Genomic DNA, 23,874 nt, shown 5'->3' with positions numbered 1-23,874 from the left:
ATTCAGATCAACGCCTCAAGTGCCTCGGTTGGGCGGCCGATCACAGCCTTATCTCCGAGAATGGCTATAGGCCGTTCGATCAGTGCAGGGTGATCAGCCATTGCAGCTTGCAGCTCTGCCTGCGAACTTTCCTTGCTCAGTCCCATTTCCTTGAACAGGGCATCCTTGCTGCGCATCATGTCGAAAGGTGCGACCCCAAGAGCGGCCTGCACCTGCTTGATCTCTTTAAGCGAGGGCGCATCCTTGAGATAAAGTCGCGTTTCAACTTCGACGTCCTTTTCCTGCAATAAGGCCAGTCCAGCACGGGACTTGGAACAGCGCGGATTGTGCCAATAGGTGATCATAGCCAATCCTCACGCTTGCTACCAACTGCCTGCGAGGCATTGTCAAACCCGTCGCGGGCCAGCAGGTCATCCAACCCACGGGCGATATCACCCGCCAACGACAGGCCATGATAGACCAGCGCGGTATACAGTTGCACGGCGCTAGCACCGGCACAGATCTTGGCATAGGCCTGCTCGGCTGTACTGATACCGCCTACGCCAACCAGTGGGGTTTTACCGTCCAGCATTTGCGACAGTTGCGCCAGAATACGGGTTGATTTCTCAAACAAAGGTGCGCCTGACAGACCACCTGCCTCGCCTTTGTGGGCACTTTGCAAGCCATCACGCGACAGGGTGGTGTTGGTGGTGATCACCGCATCGACACCAGTTTCCACAGCAACCGCGGCGATGTCTTCCAACTCCTCAGCTGTCAGGTCCGGTGCAATTTTCAAGAATACCGGGATCTTACGCTCTAGCGTGTTGCGCATGTCGATTGCGCCGCTCAGCAAGGCCGTCAATGCGGCCTTGCCCTGCAGGTCACGCAGTTTTTCGGTATTCGGAGACGATACATTGACCGTGGCAAAATCCAAATGAGCGCCGCAGTGCTGTAACACTCGCGCAAAATCACTGGCCCGGTCATCGCTATCCTTGTTGGCGCCAAGGTTCAGACCAATCACCGCATTCTTGGGGCGTTGTGACAAGCGCTGGGCGATCACTTCCATGCCTTCGTTGTTAAAGCCAAACCGGTTGATCGCAGCGCGGTCCTCGGTCAGCCTGAACAGGCGTGGCTTTGGATTGCCCGGCTGCGGGCGCGGCGTGGCGGCGCCGACTTCGATAAAGCCAAAACCCGACTGCGACAGCGGCGCCAAGACTTCGGCGTTTTTGTCGAACCCTGCGGCCAGCCCTACAGGGTTGGGTAAATCCATCCCCGCAAGTGTTGTTTTCAACCGGGGAGAAGTCACCGGGCCGGGCGTTGGCACCAGCCCCATCTTCAAAGCCTTGATAGACAATCCATGTGCGGTTTCCGGGTCGACCTGATGCAGAGCCTTCAGGCCCATTTTTTCAATCAAGTTCATGCTAGATCTTCCGGGAATTGATGTGCGCCATCGACAAAGGGCAGGGGCTTTACCCACAGCATCTCGCTGCGTTTGAGCGCTCGGAAGAGATGTGGGAATAGTGCATCCCCGCGCGAAACTTCCCATTTCAGGGCGTCGCCCAGCGTTTCGGTATCAAAGGCCAGCAACATCAGTCCCTCTACCCCAGCAAAATGCTTGGCGGCTGTCTCAGCTGCCTGTTCCGCCGTAGAAAAGTGAATGAAGCCATCGCTCAGATCGATTGCGGCGCCCAGAGTTTCCCCCTGAGTGTCGAATGCCGCCCATTCGTCGGCACGAAAGATTTTGTATATCAGCATGGCTGTCTGATGCCCTGCGGCTGCGTCAGGGTCAAGCCATTGGCGCAGCTGCTTCGAAACCCGTGCTTTTCCCCCTGACCTGTCATGGCTCTGTCACGCAGACTGAATACCGATCTGTTTGAGGGGATGGTGATATTATTCTTGCGATTCCAGAAGCTGGACGCGAATATGTCCTATTCCCTTATGCTGGCGAAACGATGCCCGCTTTGAGGGCGATAAAAAAAGAAGAAACCTGGGAGAATACTATTATGATGATGCGAATTCTGACTTCAGTCGCCGCCTTGGGGCTGACAGCTGGTATGGCAGCAGCCGATTACAACCTGACTATTTTGCACACCAATGACTTCCATTCCCGGTTTGAGCCGGTCAGCAAATATGACAGCGGTTGCCGCGAAGGTGACAACGCCGAAGGCAAGTGTTTTGGTGGGTCTGCTCGTCTGGTGACAGCTATCGCCGATGCGCGTGCGCGCAGCAACAACTCGATCCTTGTGGACGGTGGCGACCAATTCCAGGGTTCGCTATTCTACACCTACTACAAGGGTAAAGTCGCAGCCGAGATGATGAACAAGCTGGGTTACGACGGCATGACCGTTGGCAACCACGAGTTCGACGACGGCCCAGAAGTTCTGCGTGGCTTCATGGATTCTGTTGGCTTCCCTGTACTGATGTCCAACGCCGACGTCAGCGCCGAGCCTGCTCTGGCTGGTGTTCTGAAGAAATCCACAGTGATCGAACGTGGCGGTGAAAAGATCGGCCTGATTGGCCTGACACCAGAAGATACCCACGATTTGGCCAGCCCAGGCAAGAACATCACCTTTGGCGATCCGGTTGCTGCGGTTCAGGCCGAAGTTGACCGCCTGACAGCTGAAGGCGTGAACAAAATCATCGTACTCAGCCACTCTGGCTATGTTGTTGACCAAAAGGTTGCCGCTGAAACAACCGGTGTTGACGTGATCGTTGGCGGCCACTCGAACAGCTACCTGTCGAACGTATCCGACCGTGCTGTTGGTCCTTACCCAACTATGGTCAACGACACCGCGATTGTTCAGGCCTATGCCTATGGCAAGTTCCTGGGCGAGCTGAACGTGACATTTGACGACGCTGGTAATGTTGTTGTGGCTTCAGGTGAGCCGCTGAGCATGGACGCAACCGTGGCCGAAGACGAAGCCACCGTAGCGCGCATTGCCGAGCTGGGCACACCACTAGAGGAAATCCGCACCAAGGTCGTGGCCGAGTCGGCTGAAGCCATCAACGGTGACCGGGCTATGTGCCGTATCCAGGAATGCCAGATGGGCAACCTTGTAGCAGACGCGATGCTTGCTCGGGTCAAGGACCAAGGCGTAACAATTGCGATTGCCAACTCGGGCGGCATTCGTGCCAGCATGGAGCCGGGCGAAGTCACCATGGGCGAAGTACTGTCGGTTCTGCCGTTCCAGAACACCCTGTCGACCTTTGAACTGGATGGCGCAACTCTGGTTGCCGCACTGGAAAACGGTGTAAGCCAAGTCGAAGAAGTCAAAGGCCGATTCCCACAGGTTGCCGGTCTTAAGTTCAGCTGGGACGCAAGTGTTGCAGCCGGCGAAGGCCGCATTCAGGATGTGATGGTCGCTGATGGCGACGGTTTCGTTGCAGTAGATCCGGCCAAAACGTACATGGTTGTGACCAACAACTATGTACGTGGCGGCGGCGACGGCTACAAAATGTTCGCAGGTGACGATAAGAACGCCTACGACTTTGGTCCCGATCTGGCTGATGTCTTGGCAGAGTACATGGCAACAAATTCGCCATATACGCCATACATCGATGGCCGTATTTCTCAGAAGTGAGAACTAGACATAAGAACTCATTGATATGAGTTTAAGCCCCGCTGACCATTGGTCAGTGGGGCTTTTTTTGAACTCTTGTGAACTGTGTTCCTAGTATGGGCGTGCTTTAACCAAAAATGACACAAATCCGTAGATCTGGTAGGATGGCTCGAGTGTGCCTTTGCCAGGGAGCAATAGTATGATGCGGTTCTTACCTGTTTTCGGAATTATCGTTGGTCTCGGATTTGGAGCAGAGGGTGCTTTTGCTCAGGAAGAGGTCACCTTCCAATCTACACCAATTCAGCCCTCCGCCTTTAAGGTACGTCAGGCCCAAGCCAAGAGCATTGAGCTGCTACCCGATGACGGGATCGAACTGAAGGGGATAAGGTTTAATCCTGAGGGAGCAGGTCCAAACCCAGCAGTGATCCTTCTTGTTAGTGGTGATGGCCTTACTCAGTCACACCTGAATTGGGCACAAACATTATCCGAGGCCGGTTACGAGGCTTTGGTCGTCGACAGTTTTGGATCGCGCGGTGGCGCAGATTACCGTGACACGCCTGCAATGAATATGCCTGATGATGCCTACAGCGCCTTTCGATACCTCGCCGCGCAGCCAGAAGTGGATGACACGCGTATCAGCCTTCTCGGGTTTTCTTTGGGTGGCTCCCACCTGTTCACAACAGTTTCGGCAGAAAACTCCCGTGTTCCGCCAGAGTTCGCCCCACAGTTGGCTATTGCGGTTTATCCTGTCTGCCCAGTTGATGGGTCTGTGACGGTACCGATGATGTTACTGGCCGGGGACGCGGACAAGTTGATTTCTCTTGCAACCTGCCGGGGGTTTGTTCAGCAGGCCCGGGCAAACAATTTCCCGGTTTCGCTCCACGAGTATTCCTCTGCCACTCATTTCTTTGATAACCCGGCTTATGCCAAGAGTGGCGACATCCATGCCAGCAAACCTCAGTCCATGTGGTTCCAGGACAACCACTATGATGCTGAGGCCCACGCTGATGCAATTTCACGGGTGCTCAGGTTTCTGAAGGTTGGAATCCCCTGACCCTGAACGTTTCTCGACGCCCGGCTGCATCACTTTAGCGATCAACCAGCATTTTTGATGACTGAAGGCCTGTCGAGTTTTCCCTGCGCCTCATGATATTCGATGCTTCGCTGAAATTAGTGGTGATCGAGTGATATTCTCGACAGTCAGTGGGTACTGGCTTTTGGGCCGCTAGTTCTTTTGCTTATAAACAGTCATTTCAACCAAAGTCGTATTCCGGATATTGCCATGACATGGTCAGTTGGCCCCATATCCAGATCGAGGAAAAGTAGATGTTCAATAAAACAATACTGATGAGCGCCACAGCAATTTTGATGGCAACGACGGCACTGGCTCAAAGCTCCAGAGATGACATCATTCAGGAGTTGACCGACGAAGGTTATACACGAATTGAGATCACCCGAACCTTGTTTGGGAACACCAAATTCGAAGCGTCAGGACCAACGGCTGAGCGCGAAATTGTCTTGGGGAAAGATGGTACCATCTTGCGTGATCGAACCGAAATCGAAGATGACGACGGTGAAGACGATCCAGAGGACGATCTGGAAGATGAAGAGGAAGATGACGACGGCGACGATGACGGCGAAGACGGAGATGACGACGGCGAAGACGGTGACGATGACGGCGATGATGGTGACGACGACGGCGACGATGGTGATGACGACGGCGATGATGGTGACGACGACGACGACGGCGACGATGGCGATGACGGCGGCGATGATGGCGATGACGGTGATGATGACTAAGCGAAACAGAGATCATCTGATGCAAAAGACAGCCTGTTAATGGGCCCTCTGAATTCATCACAATTGTTCAAGGTTGGTGGCCTGATCTATCTGGCCTCCGCCTTGGGTTTTTTTGCCCAACTGTTTGGAGAAATCACTGGGTACTACCTGTTATCAGGCAGTTGGCTCGTGCACGAGTTGGTCTCCCTAGCCACTCTCTTGGGTTTCACAACTGGGGCACTATTAATTTGGCAAAGCCACCGCCAACTGCGGCGCCGCAATCAGGAAATTGAGCGCCTTTTACGTTCAGCGCAGGGAGAGTTTTTCGCCATGCTGTGCACGCAATTCGAACGCTGGGGGCTAAGCACGGCTGAGAAAGACATCGCTATGCTCACCATAAAGGGCCTATCGGTTGCGGAAATTGCAGAAATGCGGAGTACAACTCAGGGGACGGTTAAGTCACAAAACAGTTCGATCTACCGCAAGGCTGCAGTCAAGACGCGAACCCAGCTGCTTGGGGTTTTGATAGAAGAACTGCTGCCGGAGAACTGAGCAGAGCAGGTATTTACACTTCTTCGGTCAGTCAGCCGCCCAGTTTTCAAGAATTTGCAGAATTCCTAGGGTTTAAGGCTGACGCCCTCACAAGCGACGCTTAAGATCACAGCATGTGCGGACGCTTTGCAACCACCCTTCCGAATGATGCCATGGCGCAGCTATTTGCGGCGCAATCGGCGAACAATTTGCCATCCGTACCAAACTTCAATGTTTGTCCCACAACTCAAGTGCACGTAGTGCAATCGGGCGAAACAGGGCGTCAGTTGGTGTCTATGCGCTGGGGGTTTCTGCCACATTGGTACCAGACCGCTTCGGCAGGCCCCTTGCTGATCAATGCACGGGCCGAAACCATTGCCCAAAAACCAGCCTTTGCCAAAGCCTGTCGTGAACGCCGTTGCCTGATCCCAGTTAGCGGCTTTTATGAATGGACCAAGGATGAACAGGGGGCCAGATTGCCATGGTATATCCAGCGTCGCGACGGCGCGCAGCTGGCATTTGCCGGGATCTGGCAGAGCTGGGGCAGGGACGATCCGATCAACACCTGTGCGATTGTCACCACCCATGCCAATGAAACCATTTCAACCATTCACCATCGAATGCCTGTAATTCTGGAACAACACGAATGGCCGCTTTGGTTGGGAGAGGCAGGGCAGGGAGCCGCGACGCTGATGCAGCCCAGCGACGAGGGGGTTCTGACATGTCACAGGGTCGACCCCGCAGTCAATTCAAACCGCGCATCGGGACCTGAATTGATCGAACCCTTTGCCGCTGATGACGTACCCCGTGGCCAGCTGATCTAAGGTGACGCTTACTTCGCGTCTTTCTCTAGCTCTCTGTGCGGTGCTCGGCTTAATTCATTACCTGCACGGATGGTCTTTTGCATCAGCTGAACAAGTTCTTCCTGTTCTTCGGGCGTAAGCCCAGACAGGATTTCAGGTTGCGCGGCCTCTACCAAAGGATGGGCAGCAGCCAGCAGTGCCTCGCCATCGTCAGACAGGAACAATTCACGTGCACGACGGTCGGATTTGGACACCTTGCGCAGTACCAGCCCGCGGGCATCTAACCGATCAATGACCTTGCCAAGTGTCGCCCGGTCATATGCAATCAGCCCAGCAACCGAGGCTTGATCAATCCCGGGGTTTTCGCGGATCGCGCATAGTGCCGCATATTGGACCGGCGTCAGGTTAAGCCCAGCACTGGAAATCCGTTCCATGAATTGGGCCACAGATATCTGATTTAACCTGCGGATCAGGTGCCCGGGCATGCGATGTATGTCCAGAGGGGGTAATTCCATAGTGATCTACAACCTATCCTAGTTTTCGGGTGGAAGGACACCCTTATTGTGAGAGTGCGATGAAACGCTCAACATAAGGTTACTTTTCCGAAGTGGGCAGAGACAAGCAGCTTTTCCCAGTTTCGTTCGGGAAACGGCGCTTTCCCTTATGCGTTGCTGCAGCTAGAGGTGACGGATGGCTTTGACTTTTTCATCTTTGATAGAATTATTGGATCATTCTTATGATAGTGTGATCGATGTCCGAAGCCCGGACGAATTTGCCGAAGATCACTTGCCGGGTGCAATAAACCTTCCGGTATTGGATAACGATGAACGTGCTCAAGTTGGCACGATGTATGTGCAACGCAGCCGCTTTCTTGCCCGCAAGCTGGGCGCGGCAATGGTCTTCCGCAATACCGCACACCACGTCGAGACCGCGCTGGCAGACAAAGACGGTGGCTGGCAGCCGCTGGTGTATTGTTGGCGTGGCGGTCAACGTTCCGGGTCTTTTACCTGGCTACTCCAACAGATCGGGTGGCGGGCCGAGGTGATTGAAGGCGGCTATCAAACCTATCGGCGGTTGGTCAAAGCCTACCTGTATGACACACCAATGGTTCATCAGCTGGTGGCGCTGGATGGCTATACTGGAACCGCCAAAACCGATCTGCTGAAACTGGCCCAAGCCCGCGGTGTGCAGGTGTTAGATCTGGAAGGATTGGCCAACCACCGTGGCTCTTTGCTTGGTGGAATGAACGGCCCTCAGCCCAGTCAAAAAGCCTTTGAAACTGAGCTCGCCGCGCAGCTTGTCCGTTTGGATCCTTCCCGCCCAGTGCTGATCGAAGCGGAATCAAGCAAAATCGGCGAACGGATTATTCCGCCTGTGTTATGGAATGCAATGAAAGTAGCCCCCCGTATTCAGATCTCCGCCCCGGTAGACGCGCGATGCCGGTATTTGGTGCAGGCCTATGACGACATACTGTCGAATGCTGTTAAACTGCGCAGCAAGCTGGAACCGCTGCGCGCGCATCGATCACATGCGGTGGTGGATCATTGGCTGGCGTTGATAGAGGCCGACGACAAACCCGCGCTGACAGAATCCCTGATGGTGCAGCATTATGACCCATCTTATGCCAAGTCTCGCCAAACCTTGGACGTCGAAGTCATCGCCGAAGTGCAAGTCGCTGAGCTAGACGCCGATGGATTGGCTGGCGCTGCGGATCAGCTTGCCAAGCTGATGCAAAGCTATTCGAACCAATAGGATGCCATACTAGGCGATGACGATCCCACTTCCCTGTGTGACTGATCCGATAACTGCCGCGTCCTCGCCAGCCTGATGCAATGCCTGCACCATCTCTTCGGCCTCGTCCGCGCTAACGGCTGCTAGCAGTCCACCGGCCGTCTGCGGATCAAACAACAGTTCCTGCGCGCCGGTTGTCTGAACCCAAGGTGCTATCGCGTGGTTGTCATCAAACAATGATGAACGAACGCCTTTCGCTGCTAGCTCGGCAGCGCCCAACATCAGCGGCACCGCGTCGAAATTCACTTCTGCCCCGACGTTCGACGCCTCGCACATTCCTGCAAGATGGCCGTACAGGCCAAACCCGGTCACATCCGTCATCGCATGGGCCTCTTGCAGGATCTTTGCTGATCGGGCTTGCGGACGGGACATTTGGGCCAACGCAGCGGCCACCCAGGCACCATCTGCAAGGCCCGACATTTCAGCTGCCATGATCACGCCGGATCCGATCGGTTTGGTCAGGATCAACACATCACCGGATTTGGCTCCAGCCAAAGTGACCGGAGGCCGAGGGCACAGGCCAGTCACGGTAAACCCGACCGTTAGCTCATCCCCTAGTGAGGTATGGCCGCCAATAATTTCGGCCCCTGCATCGCGCATCACGTCACCTGCGGTCTGTATGATCTCGCGTAATGTGCGTTCCTGCAGCTCAGCCGACATGCGGGGTAAGATCAGATTGGCGGTTGCCGCCTGTGGATCTGCCGCCATGGCCCAGATGTCGCCAAGGGCATGAACTGCCGCAATGCGGGTCATCATAACGGGGTCGGCGCAAAAGGCACGTAGGTGGTCCGTGCTGATAACTTGTTTTGCGCCGCCTGTCGTCAGCAGTGCGGCATCATCACCGGGCAGAGGCGTGATATCATCGCGTCCACCATCTGGCATTGGGGCTAGGGCAGTGCGCAGGGCATTGCGGCCAACCTTGGCTCCACAGCCGCCGCACATCGGCTTGTCCCCCAGCGCCTCAGCCACTCCCAGCGTGTGATAGCTTGGCAGCGACGGCTGTTCCATCTGTGGCAGATCGCGGAAACGGGTCATGAATGTCTGGTCGATGTGATCTTTCCAACGCCACATCAGCGGCCCGGATGGGGCACGGCCAAACCGATCGGCAAGCGCCGATTTCTCGCCTAGCGAAATCAGTTTCAGATAATCCTTCTGCGGCTTGTAGGCCCTCAGATCTCCGCCACTTATCGCGGCCTGCAGATTGTCAAACAGAACCGGAGCCTGACGCACCGCAAAGACCCCGGCCTTGGGTCGTGGCGCGTGGCTAAGGTGTGCACAGTCACCGGCGGCAAATACCACCGGGTCCGAGCTTTGCAGTTGGGCTGTCACATCAATGTAGCCATCAGCCTGGTTCAAACCCGACTGGGCGATCCATTCATAGGGGCGCGGGCTCGCTGCTCCTGTGGTAAAGTCCGACAGTACCTCTCGGCCATCCGTCAGGCGGATGTGGTCGGACTCAATGTTGGCAATATCAGCGTTCTCAATCAGCGTTACAGCCTGTTCAGTCAGGGCTGTGCGCAGTTTGGCGCGGGCCTTTCTGCTTACGCCCTTCAATGCCTCGGCATTGTCGATCAGTGTCGCCTGCGCCAACCGACCACGCTGGCGTAGGGCATGGGCCATGGCCAGTATCAGCTCGACACCAGCTACGCCGCCGCCGATAACTGCGATGTGCGCCCGGTCTTGTCCATTACGGAAGGCATCCCACTTGGCGGCAAAGGTTCCCAAAGGTTTCGCCGGAACGCCATGGGTTGCGAAACCGGGCAGGTTGGGCATTTCACTCGTGATACCAACGTCGATCGAGGCCACGTCATAGGCCACCGGTGGTCGGCCAGGAACCTGCACCTGACGGGCAGTAATATCGATCCCAGTGGCGGCGCCAAGGATCACCCGCGCGCCTGCAAAACGAGCCAGTTTTACAAGGTCAATGTCCAGTTCATCGCGGCTGTAGTGACCTGCGATAAACCCCGGCAACATGCCAGAGTAGGCAGCCGTCGGGGTTGGGTTGATGACCGTCAGCCGGGCTCCGGGCATCGGTAACATACCCCACTTGCGCAGCACCAGAGCATGGGCATGCCCGCCTCCAATCAAAACCAGATCTCGGGTCAGCGGCAAATGCGGGTCATTCATGGTCTATAGGGCCTTGCTTAGCTTTGGTCGCCAGTCTCATCCAGATTCTGGGTCGCCCAAGAACCGTCTTCACCCGCCGCAGGCAGGCTGTCGCGGGTTTCTTTCTGGTGGATATGCACCTTGGCGATAAAGTTCGCTGTGATCGGAGCAGTCAGCAGCAGGAACAGCGTGATCATCAGCTCGTGTACCGACCAGTGTGGCCCCTTGGCAAAGGCAAAGGTCATCGAGGCCAGCAGCACGCCACCAACCCCTAGCGTTGTCGCCTTGGTGGGGGCGTGCAGCCGCGACATGGCATCATTCAGCTTCAGCAGCCCAAACGAGCCGACCAAGCCGAAGACACCAGCCATGATTAGAAATCCGGTGATCAGTATTTCGAAAAACAGGTTCATGTCTGCCTCACTCGATGATGTTGCCGCGCAGGATGAACCGCGCATAGGCCACGGTAGAAACAAAGCCGAGCATGGCGATGATCATCGAGGCTTCAAAATAGATGCCGGTGCCTAGTGCAATGCCGTATAGCACCATCAGGGCGATGGCATTGATGAACATTGTGTCCAGCGCCAGAATGCGATCCGCGATTTCATCCGCGAACAGCACTTTCCAAAGGTTCATCAGAACCGCCAGGGCAAAGCAACCAAAGGCGAATATTGCAGCATAGGTGATCATTCGAAAATCTCCATCAGGCGGCGCTCATAGCGCTGTTTGATCTCGTCACGTACTTCGTCCGGGTTCGGGGCATCCAGACAATGAACCAGCAGCGCGTGCCCCTCGGCGGAGACATCAGCCGATAGGGTGCCGGGGGTCATTGTGATGGTTCCCGCCAGCGCGGTGATCGCCTCGGGTGTGCGCAGCTCTAGCGGGATGGTCACCCAGTTGGGCTGCCGCGCATCGTTGGATTTGAACACAACAATCTTGGCGACAACCACATTGGCCACCACGATGTCATAGAGCACCAAAAGGACATACTGGATCACCTTGATCGGGCGCTTGATCGTAGGGCGGTTTGGCCAGAAAGGCTGGGTGACAAAAGGAATGATCAGTCCAAGTCCAAATCCAAACACCAGCGAATTCAGCGACCAACCATTGACTAGCAGCAACCAGGTCAAGGTCAGCAGCAAAGTTAGGATCGGGTGCGGCAGCATGCGTTGCAGTAGTCTCATTGCTCAGCCCTCCTCAGAACCGCGTCGATGTAGATGCTAGGGTCAAACAGCTGTGCGGCCGTGGCATCGGTGTACTCCATCATTGGGCCCGAGAATATGGTCAGTAGAACCAGATTACCCAACAGGCCAAAGCAGGCGACAAATGGCAGCGCAGGGGCCGTCTGCGCGACGTCCTCCTGTTCGGGTTGACTATCGTCTTCTGCCAGCTCGGGTTCAGCTTCTCGGATGTGGCTGGTGTCGTGGCTCTTCCAGAAAACCTCGGATCCGGCACGGGCCATCCCGACGATGGTAACCAGCGAGCCCGCTAGAATGACAGTCCAGACCCACCAGACCAGATCATTGTCGCGCGCAGCATCCATCACCAGCAGCTTGCCAATGAAACCAGACAACGGCGGCATGCCGGCCATTGCTATGGCTCCGACAAAGAACAGCGTGGAAATCAATCCGGTTTGCGCCATTGGACGTTGAGCAACGATAGCTCCACCTCGGCGCTCCATCACTAGATCGGCGATCAGGAACAACAGGCCAGCTGCCAGGGTCGAATGCACCGCATAATACAAAGCGGCAGAGGCGGCTTGCGGTGTCATAAGTGCGACCGCAATCAACAGTGTGCCCATTGATGCAATAGCGCCAAAGGCCACCAACCGGCCAATTTCACGTGATCCCAGCACACCAATCGCACCAGCGCCCAGCGTCAGCATGGCGGCAGGTAGCAGCCAGTCGCCAACCAACCCGACCGTGGCGGCAACCTCAGGGCCAAACACCAGCGTGTACATACGCAGGATGCCATAGGCGCCCACTTTGGTCATGATGGCAAACAAGGCGGCCACTGGCAGCGGCGCATTGGCATAGGACGCAGGCAGCCAAAAGTGTAACGGCAGAACCGCGGCCTTGATCGCAAACACCAGCAGCAGCATGATCGCGCCAACCCGCAGCAGGGCCGTGTCATCAGGGGACAGTTCCCTTACCCGCACAGCCAGATCGGCCATGTTCAGGGTGCCAGTTACCGAATAGATGGTGCCTAGGGCAAACAGGAAGAGGCTAGAACCGAGAAGGTTATAAACCACATATTGAACGCCAGCTTGCAGGCGCTTGGTGCCGCCTCCGTGGATCATCAACCCGTAGGAAGCGATCAGCAGAACTTCGAAGAATACAAACAAGTTAAACGCGTCACCGGTCAGAAACGCACCCAGAATGCCCATCAACTGGAACTGCAACAGCGCGTGAAAATGACGGCCCCGGTTGTCCCAACCTGACCCGATGGCATACAGAACCACGGCCAGTGCGAGTACTGACGTCAGCAGCAGCATCATTGCCGATAGGTGATCCAGCACCAGCACAATGCCAAACGGTGCAGGCCAGTTGCCCAGCTCATAGACCTGCACGGTGCCATTTGCCGCCTGCGCGGCCAGCACCAGCGAAATGGCCAGCAGGGCGAGAGTACTGGCGAGCGAGAAGATCCGTTGCAGGCTTAGATGGTGACGCAGCACCATGATGGTAAAAGGCGCGACAATGGCGGGCAGCACTACTGGCGCAATCAGCAAGTGGTTCATGCGTCGTCTCCTGCGCGCTCTGCGTCTTCGATCATGTCGATCTTGTCGTCTTTGGCTGACAGATAGGCCCCCAGCGCGATCATCACCACAACGGCGGTCATACCAAATGAGATCACAATCGCCGTGAGTACCAGCGCCTGTGGCAGCGGATCGGTATAGGCAACCTCGGCGTATTTGTTCAAAACGGGTGGTGCGTTGACCATCAATCGCCCTGTTGCAAACAGGAACAGATTGACGCCGTATGTCAGCAGTGAAAGCCCCAAAATGACGGGAAAGGTGCGCTTGCGCAGGATCAGATAAATCCCCGCAGCGGTCAAAATGCCAACGGCCGAGGCAAACAGGATTTCCATGCTCAAGCCTCCTCTTTTTCTTTAGCCGCGTCATCGCGGGCCGGGTTGATGTCCATTGGGTGTTCCGACTGCATGCCCGGCTGCCAGGCAAATCGCGCCAGGCTCTCCAGTGTCAGCATCACGGCACCTACAACAGCAAGGAAAACGCCAAGATCGAATAGGGCGGCAGTGGCCCACTCAAATTTCTCTAGTGGCGGCCAGTGCAGATAGCCAAAGGAACTGGTCAGGAACGGTCTGCCCGCCAGCCAGGATCCCATACCGGTGGCGGCGGCAATCAGCACGCCGGACCCGATGATGCCGTGGTAATAGAACCGCTGCCGCTCTGCCGCCCAGCCAAAGCCAGAGGCCATGTACTGCATCAGCATCGCAATCGCGGCGATCAAACCGGCGATGAAACCACCACCCGGCAGGTTGTGCCCGCGGAAGAAGATATAGGCCGCTACCATCAGCGCCAATGGCATCATCACCCGTGTGGCAACAACCATCATCAATGGGTGAGGGTCGCCATCCTGTGGCAGGTCTGGTTTTCGGTTCAACAGATAGGCCCGCACTTTGGAGCCCAAAATAGCCTCAGTCAGCGCGTAAATCACAACCGCTGCAATGCCCAACACGATGATCTCGCCAAAGGTATCATACCCACGGAAATCGACGAGGATCACGTTGACCACATTGGTACCGCCGCCACCCTTGTAAGAGTTGGCAAGGTGGAATTCCGAAATGGATGATGCCATGAAGTCACGGGTCATCAGCGCATAGATCAGACCACCAACCCCAGCCCCGGCAACAGTTGCAATGGCACCGTCACGCAACCGAGTGCTGACAGGGCTTTCAACCGGAGTATCTTTTGGCAGAAAGTTCAGTGCCAGCAGCATTAGGATGATGGTCACAACCTCGACCGAGATCTGCGTTAGCGCCAGATCCGGGGCCGAGAGATAGTTGAACGACAGCGACACAACCAGTCCCACAACGCCGATCAACACCAACGACAACAGGCGGTTGCGGTGGTACACCACGATGAAGGTTGTCGCCAGCACCAGGCTGATCCAACCGATGATTGGCAGTGGTCCGGCTTCTTGTACTGTGCGGGTCGCTTGTGACACGACACCGGACTGATAGGCGTAATAGGAAATGCCGGTGGTAAAGAACACCATGATGGCCGAGTAACGAGTGATCGAGCCATTGTGCAGCGCGTCTGTCACACGTTGGCTCAGCCGGGTTACGGTTCCGATCAGGGTGTCAAAGATGTCTTTCGCCTCAGGGCGAGGGGCCGCGTTCCAGGCGCGTGACAAGGCTGGATATCCCCAAAGCAGCGAGATCCCGCCAGTGATGGCTATGATGGACATCATCAGGGCCGTATTTACGCCGTGCCAAAGCTTGGGTTTGAAGTAAGGCACCTGTCCGTCGCCGATCACGGCAGCGGCAGCGGAAGAGACCACAGGACCAGAAATGATGCCAGGGGTCAGGCCAATCGCAATCACCAGCGTCGCCAGAAAAGCAGGGGCAAGCCACAGACCGACACCTGGATCATGCGGCTGTGTTGGATAGTCGCGCCGCTGCGGGCCCAGAAACACATGGACGATATAGCGGAACGAGTAAGCAGCCGAGAACATCGCCGCAAAAACAGCCAGCGCTGGCACCAAGTAATGATTGTCGCGCCACAGAGTGTTAATGGTCTCTTCCAGCATCATTTCCTTACTCAGGAAACCGTTCAGCGGCGGGATACCGGCCATCGACAGCGATGCAATGACAACGATGGTAAAGGTGATCGGCATCAAATGCCGCAACCCGCCCAACCGTTTGATGTCACGGGTGTGTGCACTGTGGTCGACAATACCAGCACTCATGAACAGCGCCGCTTTGAACGTGGCGTGGTTGACGATATGGAATACCGCGGCAATGGCTGCCGGTTTGGTACCAAATCCCAGCAACATGGTGATCAACCCAAGGTGGCTGACAGTGGAAAACGCCAGCAGCGCCTTCAGGTCATCCTTGAACAGCGCAATGACCGCGCCCAGAACCATGGTGATAAGTCCAGTTGTGGCAACAATATAGAACCAGGCCTCGGTGCCAGCCAAAACGGGCCACATCCGCGCCATTAGGAACAATCCAGCCTTCACCATCGTCGCCGAATGCAGATAGGCCGAGACCGGTGTCGGTGCCGCCATGGCGTGCGGCAGCCAGAAATGGAACGGGAACTGAGCCGACTTGGTGAAGGCACCAATCAGAATCAGGATCAGGGCCGGCATGTACAGCGGCGAGGATTGGATCAGCTCTTTGTTCTGAAGAATCACAGTCAGATCATACGACCCAACGATGTGACCCAGAATCAGCATGCCCCCAATCATTGCCAGACCACCTGACCCGGTCACCGCCAGCGCCATTCGCGCGCCCTGACGGCCTTCGGGTAGGTGTTTCCAGTATCCGATCAGCAAGAACGAGCTTAGCGAGGTGAGTTCCCAAAAAACCAGCAAAAGCAAAATGTTGTCGGACAGAACGATACCAACCATCGCGCCTTGGAATAGCAAAAGGTAGGTGTAAAACTGCCCCATCGGGTCTTCACGTGATAGGTAAAACCGCGCGTAAAGAATGATCAGCAAACCAATGCCCAGGATCAATCCAGCAAACAACAATCCCAACCCGTCCAGGAAAAAGTTGGCGTTCAATCCCAGTCCAGGCAGCCAATCCAGACGCGCCTGCACAGTCTCGCCGCGCAGAACCGCAGGGGCGTTTAACAGTAAGCCAATAAAGGCCAAAAGGGTGGTGAACCCGGCCGAGGCGGCGGCGGCGTTGCGCCCGGCACGGATCAAAAGTGCAGGGAATAGCGCACCAAGAAATGGCAGGGCCGCAATCAGAAACAAGGACACGAGATGTTCTCCGGGCTTGGGCAAGGCAAAGTTACAATTGCCTAAGCATTTTTTCCCACCAGTTCCAGCCCTCTCGGCGCTTGCTGTGGCGGATTGCAGCGGATGAGCCGCATTTGTTGAATGATCACCCCCCAAATGGTGGCTTCAGGCGGCGTTGACAAGAACTTGATGGCGACGTTAGCGGCTTTTGGAGACCGCCGCGGTTGAACATGCTAAGCCGATTGTGTCGAGCAGCCCAATCCGGAGAGTCGAATGTCCAAATTGAACCTATCCAGACGAAATGTTCTGCTGGGCGTGGGCGGCGCAACTGTGACTGCCGTGGCGGCGGCAGGCGTCTGGTGGAGTGTCCAGGCCCCGGATCATGACCAGCCAAGGCTAACGGTAGCCGAAGCCTATCAGCGGGCCCAACTGGGTGAAATCACATTAATTGACATCCGCACGCCGCGCGAATGGAAGGCCGTCGGAGTGCCGGTGGGCGGTCACCCGATTGACATGCGGCGCAAGGATTTCGCGGAAGCTGTTGCTGACGCAGCCGGAGGAGATCGAAATGCCCCCATTGCGCTGATCTGCGCCGCCGGTGTTCGCTCGGCCCGCATGACACTGGCGTTAAGCGAGGCCGGGTTCACCGAGGTCATTGATGTACCTGAAGGCATGATGGGGTCACGCGCAGGACCAGGTTGGATTGCCAATAATCTACCGGTTTCAAGGTGGCAGGAATGAGCAGATCAGGCGTTCTAGCCACTGCCTTGATTGGGGGAATCGTCAGCCTCTGGGGTGGTGCAGGCCACGCAGGTTGCGATGGATCGACTGATCCCTGTGAAATTAGCTCAGGCGAGTATCACATAAGCTTGCCAGAGAACCCTCAACAGCAGCCCGTGCCTGTCGTGGTGTTTCTGCATGGCTACGGTGGGTCAGGCGCAGGGACAATGAAAAACACAAGAATGGTCGAGGCCCTAAAATCCCGCGGCTACGCAGTGATCGCCCCCAACGCTACTCTTCGTCGTAATGGCAACCGATCGTGGGTATTCGATCCCGGATGGGAAGGCCGAGACGAGCCAGCCTTTCTGCGCGAAGTCATGGCCGATGCCAGTGATCGTTTCGGGGTATCCCAGCAAGATACAATTCTGGCCGGATTTTCGGCAGGTGCCTTTATGGTCAACTACCTAGCCTGCGCCCACCCCGATGATTTCGCGGCCTATGCGCCAGTTGCCGGCGGCTTCTGGCGACCCCAGCCAGAAAGCTGTGCTGGCCCGGTCCGGTTGTTTCATGCCCATGGGTGGGGTGATAAAACCGTACCGTTAGAGGGCCGTTATCTAGGGGATAAACAGTTTCAGCAAGGTGATATCTACGCAGGGCTAGAGTTGTGGCGTCAAACAAATGGCTGCGACACCCACGCGCCTAATAAGACGTGGCAAGACCAGAATAACCTACGCCGCCGCTGGGACTGCGGCGAGGGGGCGGATATTGAGTTCATGCTATTCCCGGGCGGTCATACGGTGCCCAAGGGATGGTCGGATGTAATGTTGGATTGGTTTGAAGCTGGGATGTAAGGGGGCAAACAGATTTTCTGGATCGGTTACGTCTAAGCAGGTTTAGGTCAGACTAGATACCGGCAACCGCAAAATACGAATTGGGATCCCCAAAATTCTCTCGCCCGTCGTCGGCCTCCTGCTGCAGGTACTCTCCTCGGTGTGTTGTCTTGATGCACACGGCCCACGTTGTATTCTGTTCTATGGAGTGAAGCGGCGAGGAAGGTTTGTGTGATCGGCGAACCAGCCTAAGAATGTCATGCAGGACCCGTGGAAAATCAACACGTACCCCAAGAGTTCTATCCCCTCTTGAATAATGGATTTAAAATCTGGGTTGTAGTTGCTTCCCATAACAGCTTCCCAAAACGATCCGGTTCCAAAAAGCCTGCTAAAGACGACGATAATAAGAAATCCGGCGCAAATAAGGGCCGAATACCTTCCATTCGATTGGCTTAAGATAGGTTCGAGCAAGGTGTGCCTGTTACGCGCAATGTACCAACCACCTACCAAGAGGATGGACAGCGCAGGGACGATCCAGAAACCATGCCAAACAAGATCAAATACAGCGTCGTTTTCGCGAATAAACATACAGGCAAAAAGTATCGCTACGAGCGCCAAGTAGCCTCTCTTGAATGGAAACCAGGCTGCTCCTAGAGCGAAAATGGCAGACGACATTAGAATGAAATAACTTTGCAAGAATTGGGAAAACGATTTTTCTGATAAGTTATTGTGAAGGACCGTTGCATCAACGAATATTGTAACATTCGCCAATATCAGAAGTGCGAATAAAAGAACAAATTCACCCACAGCAAGAGCAAGTCGACGATAACTCCCCGAATACGACAATTCGGTTTTCCTACTATCTAATAGCCTGCCTGTTGCCACGAAACATATTCCTTTGGTGTATTGGCACAGCTTGCGCTTGGGAAACGGACACCGTATTGCAGTCGATCTTTGAGATGGCAAGATACAACAGTTATCGTAGAACTGCCCAACAAGTTTCCAATTCTCCCCCGTTAGACGGCAAGTTTCTGCCTTTTGCGTCAAGTTTCCAGACGGGATTCCGGCTGCAGGGCTGTAGTCCCTTTGTTCATTGAATTCTGATCGATACCCGTTGTTACCCGCTCACAAAGGGTGACATTGCAACGAACGCTACTCCCCACATGCGCAAGGGGTTCACTACTCAGCCGCACTACCGCTGGGGCTGCCACCAGCCAGAATATCCTTTAGCCCTTCGCGATGCGCGCGTGCTCTACGTGTGATCTGCGGCTCAGCAAATACCTCGCGGGTGCCCATCCAAGCGTTAACCCGACGAACCACCGGCATGCCTGACAGCGCTGACAGTGGAACCGCCAGTATCAGTGATATGGCGATGGGCAGCAGCCATAGCGACACCATGCCCGACAAAATTCCGACCCAGAGCGCTAACCCGCTAAGGGTTTCCAGTGCGTGGCTGATTATCAGCGTTTGCCAGCCATAGGTGCCACCATCGCGGACCTGTGGGGCCCATCCGCGTTGTATTCCCAGTACGGTGCGGATCACAGCAATCATCTGCTGCACCATCAGGATCGGTGCATAAAGGATCGCCAAGATGATCTCCGACACAAAAGACAGGGCAAACCGCGCCCCACCGCCGTAATCGGCAAACCGGCTGCCACTCAGGGGCAGGGCGGCGACCGCCAGCAGTTTTGGGGCAAGCAACATCGCATAAATCAACAGGATCACCAAAACATGGCGCGGCTCGGACATGTCAGGCCAGGATGGCATCAGGGGGTTGCTCTCGCTGAAATAGGTTAGAACCGAAGCGTCCTCTCCCTGACCAATCACAGCCCAGATCACCAGTAAGGAAAACCAGATCGGCGCCATCAGATAGCCAATGGCTCCGTGCAGCAGGTGAAACCGGGAGACTGCCCGAAAACCGCGCGCGCCGAGCAGGTTCAGATGTTGCAGGTTGCCCTGACACCAACGCCGATCGCGTTGAATATGATCGATAAGGGTTGGCGGGGTTTCCTCGTATGACCCTCGGATCCGTGGCAGGAAACGAACAGACCAGCCGGCACGAGCCAATAGGCCAGCCTCGACGAAATCGTGGCTCATGATCAATTTATCAGCGCGCCCCAATCGGCGTCCCAGGGGGCTGCGCAGGTGGGGTAATCCGGCACTGGCAGCAAATGCGCGGGTGCGGATGATGGCGTTGTGGCCCCAGTAATTGCCCTCACGTCCGACCCAGCGGGACAAGCCTTCGGCCAGAGCGGCACCGTGGACGCCGTTGGCAAACTGTTGCATCCGACCAAATACCGACTGCGCTCCGATCAGCTGCGGGTAACTTTGGATCAACCCGGCACTTGGATCGCGTGACAGGGCGTTGGCCAACCGAGTGATCGCGCGACCGGTCATTAGACTGTCGGCATCCAGCACCAGCATCGCCTCGAACCCAGCGCCCCAGCGGCTTACCCAATCGGCTATATTGCCGACTTTGCGATCGGTGTTCTGGTCACGACGACGATAGTACAGGTTCAATCTTGGCGGCATCATTGCATGCAATGCCCGGACCGAAATTAGCTCCTGTTCCGCGAGGGCATCGTCGCGGGTGTCAGACAGGATGAACATAGAATAGTCATGTATGCCGCCCCGCTTGCGAAGCTCTTCCAACATGGTCTGGGCGTTACCCAAAACGTACCACGGCACTTCATTGTAGATGGGCATCAGAAGGGCCACGTTCATTTTCTGCGGCGGGGAAAGACGACGCACGCCGGGGCGTTGCGACAGCGAATACAGCCCCAGCAGAACAGTTGATACGGTGAAGCAAATCCAGAAAAAGTTGAAAGCGATCAGCGTCAGCAGCACCATTTCCAGCACCGAAAACCCGCCATCGGCAAACCAGTCCTGCATTACCCAAGTCAGTAACGCTGTGCCGACCATAGCCGGTGAAAAGGCAAGCACCCGCCACAGCGCCACCGGCTGCGGCTGGGGCTGCGATGGGGCAGCTCGGTCCTGAAAGTCAGCCGAGAAATCCTGCGCTGGCATCGCCAAGGGTTGCTCGGGTGGCAACAGGACAGGACGGTTCATGCCGTCCACCGGTACAGCCAAACCTCGGATGCCATCTGGCCGTCTTTGCGTAGCTGAGCACGTAGTTCCACCAGATCCCGTTCAGCAGGATCAAACGAGAACGCCAGTCTAAGCCCACCAGTTTCGGGGTTGCGTTGCAGCACGCCAGCGCTGGTGTCCACATGTGGTGACGAGATGTGTACGTCGATGCCATCGGGGCCGTTGCTTAACAGCGGGTGATCTTCAAAATCGAGAGTCATGATCCGCCCCGGACCGCCAAACACCCGCGCACCACCTGCCGTGTTGATAACCTTTGGCAGGTGCAGGTCTGGTTCATGGCCCCAGGTTAGACGATAGGACAGGTTGATCTGTTCACCGGCCGCATACGGCTTTCGTGGCCGCCAGTAGGCAACGATATTGTCGTAAATCTCTTGATCCGCCGGGATCTCTACCAGTGTCACCGCGCCTTTGCCCCAGTCGCCGTCAGGTTCGACCCACAGGCAAGGGCGCTTGTGGTAGTTTGCCTCAAGATCAGCAAAGTCCGAGAACCTGCGTGCCCGTTGCATCAGGCCAAAACCACGCGGGTTTTCATCCACAAAGGACGAGATCTGCAAATGCAGCGGATTGGCCAGCGGACGCCAAAGGGCTTCTCCGTGACCGTTCTGGACCAGTAATCCATCGCTGTCATGCACCGCCGGGCGGAAGTCGTCGAACCGGGTGCGGTTGGTATCGTCAAACAGGAACATCGACGTCAGCGGACCCAGCCCAACATGGCTCAGCTCTTCGCGGGGAAACAGCGTTGCCTGAACCTCCATCGTGCAGTTATCACCGGGGGTGATATCGAACCGGTAAGCCCCGGTCACTGATGGGCTGTCCATTAGTGCATGGACCACGATATTGCGCTGACCGGCGGCGGGGGTTTCCAACCAGAACTCAACAAACTCGGGAAACTCCTCGCCCATTGGATCACCGGTTTTCAGCGCCAAACCACGCGCCGATAGACCATAGACATTGTCCATCCCGATGGCACGGAAGTAGCTGGCCCCCTGATAGACGCAGAATTCGTTCTTCAGGTTCGGCTGGCTCAACTCTGTTCGCAGTCGCAAACCGGAATACCCCAGACTGTCATCAATACTCAGATCCGGCGCTTTGTCCGTCTTGTCGAACAGAGACAGATCAAATGGAACACGCTGTGCCCCGTGGCTGTTAGACACGGTGTTCACTTGAACTGGACGTGGAAAATACAGGCCAGGCAAGAAGAAATCGACGTTATAGCTGCTATCCCCATCAGACCACAGTGCATCCCGATTACGGAACCACCGCGTTTGATAGTCTTGGTAGCTCATGTCCAACCAGTCCTGCGGTACCGATGGGCGCGGGGAATAGTCAGTAGCGGCCAAAGCGTACGCCTTGGAGATGACAGTGTTGTGGTGAAACGGCAGCGCCTCGGATCCCCGAGCAGGCAGGGCAATCATCGACGTGCTGGCCAAGGCCGACGCCAGGAACGAACGGCGAGAGAATGAGGTCATCGTTTCGCTCTCCAGGGTTGGGATTTAAACCAAGCAGCGGCAAAGGCCACAAGGATTATCAAAACATAGCCTGTCAGGTTAGCAATCGCCGTGGTGGTGATTGCACGCCCGGTTTGGTCCAGCACAAACCCGATCAGCCGTGCCAGCGCCATCGAGAACACAAAGACCGCCAGCGATTGCTGTCCGACCTTGGTAATCAGTTTCAGCAGTACGGCCCAGATCCGAGCACCCAGTGAATGACCCGAAGCAATCAACCGTTTTCCGCCTTCACCGGCAATCACCCAGCCCAAATAGGCCAGTGAGAGGAAGTGAGCATAGCGCAACAGGCCAAAGTCACTCTTGTTGCGCCACTCCTTGGTCAGTGACCAGACCTGGCGAATGGCATCCGCCAGATCCTGGTTCCAGGCCTGCACCCACAAGAACACCTTCCATGACCCAAACGGAGCCGAGAAAACCACAAACACGGCTGCAACAATGATCAGTGTTTTTGAAACCGGCGGTTTGGGGAGCCAGCCCTTCATGAAGGCAAAACCGGTAAAGAACAGCAACTGCCAGCCAAACGGGTTAAAGAACCACTTGCGGTCTGACCAGGGTTCCGCCGCCAGCGCCAGCCCATCCGGGCCCAACCCGATGACATAGGGATTGGCCGCCAGCCAAATCACCACCGATGTCGCTGCCACGGCCCAAAGGCTGATCTTCTCCATTGCCATCAGCAGCGGCATCAATCCCAGAACCACCAGATACATCGGCAGGATGTCAAAGTAGTTTGGCACATAGGTGAGGGTGAACAGCCCCACCAGTTGCGGCATTGTATCGTCAAAGAAGTGGCCGAGGTTCAGTGAATTGGCATAGCTCTTTTCAAATCCTCCATAGGTGTCCAGCGCCGCCATCATCATGGCGATAAAGAAGAACAGCCCGATATGGGCCCAGAACACTTGCCAAACCCGGAACCCGACACGGGCTGATCCCAAGGCCCAGCCCTTGCGGCTGTAGGACCCACCAAAGGCAATGGCCGAGGCCATGCCAGAGCAGAATACAAAAATCTCAGTTGCATCGGAAAACCCAAAGCGAGCCGGAATCCAGCCGGTCCAGCGGTTGCCAGGGATATGGGCCGTCAGGATGATGAACATCGCGATGCCCCGGTAAAAGTCGAGCCGGGGATCGCGGATGCGCGCCTGCAGCTGCGCGGGGGTCGCAGTCTGATTGGCCGCCGCGCTGGGCAGGGTGGTCACTTGCGTGTCTGGTTGAGGCACAATAGTCGCCATCGTAAT

General features: G+C 56.0%; 23 protein-coding genes. 8 read left to right on the top strand and 15 right to left on the bottom strand.

Going from position 1 to position 23,874, the window contains the following annotated elements:
* Positions 1-2: 2 nt before the first annotated feature.
* The 3 genes from arsC to DL239_RS03080 are packed head-to-tail and all read right to left on the bottom strand — an operon-like array spanning position 3 to position 1,734.
* A complete protein-coding gene (gene arsC / locus DL239_RS03090) occupies positions 3-344 on the bottom strand; it encodes an arsenate reductase (glutaredoxin) (RefSeq protein WP_167682180.1) in 342 nt (113 codons plus the stop codon).
* Positions 341-1,399: a quinone-dependent dihydroorotate dehydrogenase gene (locus tag DL239_RS03085; RefSeq protein WP_167682178.1), complete on the bottom strand. Its 1,059-nt coding sequence runs from the start codon at positions 1,397-1,399 to the stop codon at positions 341-343. The genes arsC and DL239_RS03085 overlap by 4 nt, the downstream gene beginning before the upstream one ends.
* Positions 1,396-1,734 carry a DUF952 domain-containing protein gene (locus DL239_RS03080; RefSeq protein ID WP_167682176.1) on the bottom strand — a complete coding sequence of 113 codons (339 nt, stop codon included), beginning with the start codon at positions 1,732-1,734 and terminating at the stop codon, positions 1,396-1,398. The genes DL239_RS03085 and DL239_RS03080 overlap by 4 nt, the downstream gene beginning before the upstream one ends.
* A gap of 248 nt (positions 1,735-1,982) precedes the next feature.
* Between DL239_RS03080 and DL239_RS03075 the strand changes: the two genes are divergently transcribed.
* From DL239_RS03075 to DL239_RS03055, 5 genes are all read left to right on the top strand, one after another.
* Positions 1,983-3,560, top strand: coding sequence for a bifunctional metallophosphatase/5'-nucleotidase (locus DL239_RS03075; RefSeq protein WP_167682174.1), 1,578 nt, complete (start codon positions 1,983-1,985; stop codon positions 3,558-3,560).
* 178 nt (positions 3,561-3,738) lie between these two features.
* The gene (locus DL239_RS03070; RefSeq protein ID WP_167682172.1) at positions 3,739-4,593 is read left to right on the top strand and encodes a dienelactone hydrolase family protein; all 855 of its coding nucleotides are present in this window, start codon (positions 3,739-3,741) and stop codon (positions 4,591-4,593) included.
* Positions 4,594-4,865: 272 nt separating this feature from the next.
* A complete protein-coding gene (locus DL239_RS03065; RefSeq protein WP_167682170.1) occupies positions 4,866-5,339 on the top strand; it encodes a PepSY domain-containing protein in 474 nt (157 codons plus the stop codon).
* A gap of 39 nt (positions 5,340-5,378) precedes the next feature.
* Complete coding sequence (locus tag DL239_RS03060; protein ID WP_167682168.1) at positions 5,379-5,870, top strand: helix-turn-helix transcriptional regulator; 492 nt, start codon at positions 5,379-5,381, stop codon at positions 5,868-5,870.
* A gap of 113 nt (positions 5,871-5,983) precedes the next feature.
* Positions 5,984-6,673 (top strand): SOS response-associated peptidase, encoded by a 690-nt coding sequence (locus tag DL239_RS03055; protein WP_167682166.1) that lies wholly within the window; start codon positions 5,984-5,986, stop codon positions 6,671-6,673.
* 8 nt (positions 6,674-6,681) lie between these two features.
* Here DL239_RS03055 and DL239_RS03050 read toward each other — a convergent pair whose 3' ends face one another.
* Complete coding sequence (locus tag DL239_RS03050) at positions 6,682-7,167, bottom strand: MarR family winged helix-turn-helix transcriptional regulator (RefSeq protein WP_206188325.1); 486 nt, start codon at positions 7,165-7,167, stop codon at positions 6,682-6,684.
* A gap of 175 nt (positions 7,168-7,342) precedes the next feature.
* On the opposite strand from DL239_RS03050, the gene mnmH reads away from it, so the two are divergent.
* Positions 7,343-8,404: a tRNA 2-selenouridine(34) synthase MnmH gene (mnmH, locus tag DL239_RS03045; RefSeq protein ID WP_167682164.1), complete on the top strand. Its 1,062-nt coding sequence runs from the start codon at positions 7,343-7,345 to the stop codon at positions 8,402-8,404.
* Positions 8,405-8,413: 9 nt separating this feature from the next.
* On the opposite strand, the gene selD is transcribed toward mnmH, so the two are convergent.
* From selD to DL239_RS03010, 7 genes are read right to left on the bottom strand one after another with little or no spacing between them, the layout of a single operon-like run.
* A complete protein-coding gene (gene selD / locus DL239_RS03040) occupies positions 8,414-10,570 on the bottom strand; it encodes a selenide, water dikinase SelD (protein WP_167682162.1) in 2,157 nt (718 codons plus the stop codon).
* Positions 10,571-10,587: 17 nt separating this feature from the next.
* Positions 10,588-10,959 carry a Na+/H+ antiporter subunit G gene (locus DL239_RS03035; RefSeq protein ID WP_167682160.1) on the bottom strand — a complete coding sequence of 124 codons (372 nt, stop codon included), beginning with the start codon at positions 10,957-10,959 and terminating at the stop codon, positions 10,588-10,590.
* A gap of 7 nt (positions 10,960-10,966) precedes the next feature.
* Entirely contained in the window at positions 10,967-11,236 is a 270-nt protein-coding gene (locus tag DL239_RS03030) for a K+/H+ antiporter subunit F (protein ID WP_167682158.1), read from the bottom strand.
* The gene (locus DL239_RS03025) at positions 11,233-11,730 is read right to left on the bottom strand and encodes a Na+/H+ antiporter subunit E (protein WP_167682156.1); all 498 of its coding nucleotides are present in this window, start codon (positions 11,728-11,730) and stop codon (positions 11,233-11,235) included. Before DL239_RS03025 ends, DL239_RS03030 begins: the two co-directional genes overlap by 4 nt.
* On the bottom strand, positions 11,727-13,283 hold the full coding sequence (locus tag DL239_RS03020; protein ID WP_167682154.1) for a monovalent cation/H+ antiporter subunit D: 1,557 nt from the start codon (positions 13,281-13,283) through the stop codon (positions 11,727-11,729). Before DL239_RS03020 ends, DL239_RS03025 begins: the two co-directional genes overlap by 4 nt.
* Positions 13,280-13,633, bottom strand: coding sequence for a Na+/H+ antiporter subunit C (locus DL239_RS03015; RefSeq protein ID WP_167682152.1), 354 nt, complete (start codon positions 13,631-13,633; stop codon positions 13,280-13,282). The genes DL239_RS03020 and DL239_RS03015 overlap by 4 nt, the downstream gene beginning before the upstream one ends.
* A gap of 2 nt (positions 13,634-13,635) precedes the next feature.
* Positions 13,636-16,497, bottom strand: a complete 2,862-nt coding sequence (locus DL239_RS03010) for a monovalent cation/H+ antiporter subunit A (protein ID WP_167682150.1) — start codon at positions 16,495-16,497, stop codon at positions 13,636-13,638.
* Positions 16,498-16,749: 252 nt separating this feature from the next.
* Here DL239_RS03010 and DL239_RS03005 point away from each other — a divergent pair, with 252 nt between their 5' ends.
* Positions 16,750-17,217 carry a rhodanese-like domain-containing protein gene (locus DL239_RS03005; RefSeq protein WP_167682148.1) on the top strand — a complete coding sequence of 156 codons (468 nt, stop codon included), beginning with the start codon at positions 16,750-16,752 and terminating at the stop codon, positions 17,215-17,217.
* Positions 17,214-18,047, top strand: coding sequence for a CE1 family esterase (locus DL239_RS03000; protein WP_167682146.1), 834 nt, complete (start codon positions 17,214-17,216; stop codon positions 18,045-18,047). The genes DL239_RS03005 and DL239_RS03000 overlap by 4 nt, the downstream gene beginning before the upstream one ends.
* Positions 18,048-18,227: 180 nt before the next feature.
* Here DL239_RS03000 and DL239_RS02995 read toward each other — a convergent pair whose 3' ends face one another.
* The 4 genes from DL239_RS02995 to DL239_RS02980 form a co-directional block, all read right to left on the bottom strand.
* Complete coding sequence (locus DL239_RS02995; protein WP_206188323.1) at positions 18,228-18,833, bottom strand: hypothetical protein; 606 nt, start codon at positions 18,831-18,833, stop codon at positions 18,228-18,230.
* 372 nt (positions 18,834-19,205) lie between these two features.
* Positions 19,206-21,095, bottom strand: coding sequence for a glucans biosynthesis glucosyltransferase MdoH (mdoH, locus tag DL239_RS02990; RefSeq protein WP_167682141.1), 1,890 nt, complete (start codon positions 21,093-21,095; stop codon positions 19,206-19,208).
* Positions 21,092-22,603: an OpgD/OpgG family glucan biosynthesis protein gene (locus DL239_RS02985; RefSeq protein ID WP_167682139.1), complete on the bottom strand. Its 1,512-nt coding sequence runs from the start codon at positions 22,601-22,603 to the stop codon at positions 21,092-21,094. Before DL239_RS02985 ends, mdoH begins: the two co-directional genes overlap by 4 nt.
* Positions 22,600-23,868, bottom strand: coding sequence for an OpgC family protein (locus DL239_RS02980; RefSeq protein WP_167682137.1), 1,269 nt, complete (start codon positions 23,866-23,868; stop codon positions 22,600-22,602). Before DL239_RS02980 ends, DL239_RS02985 begins: the two co-directional genes overlap by 4 nt.
* Positions 23,869-23,874: the final 6 nt, after the last annotated feature.

Source organism: Parasedimentitalea denitrificans, assembly GCF_011813015.1.
Classification (GTDB): Bacteria; Pseudomonadota; Alphaproteobacteria; order Rhodobacterales; family Rhodobacteraceae; genus Parasedimentitalea; species Parasedimentitalea denitrificans.
This window is presented reverse-complemented; position numbering and strand designations above follow the sequence as displayed.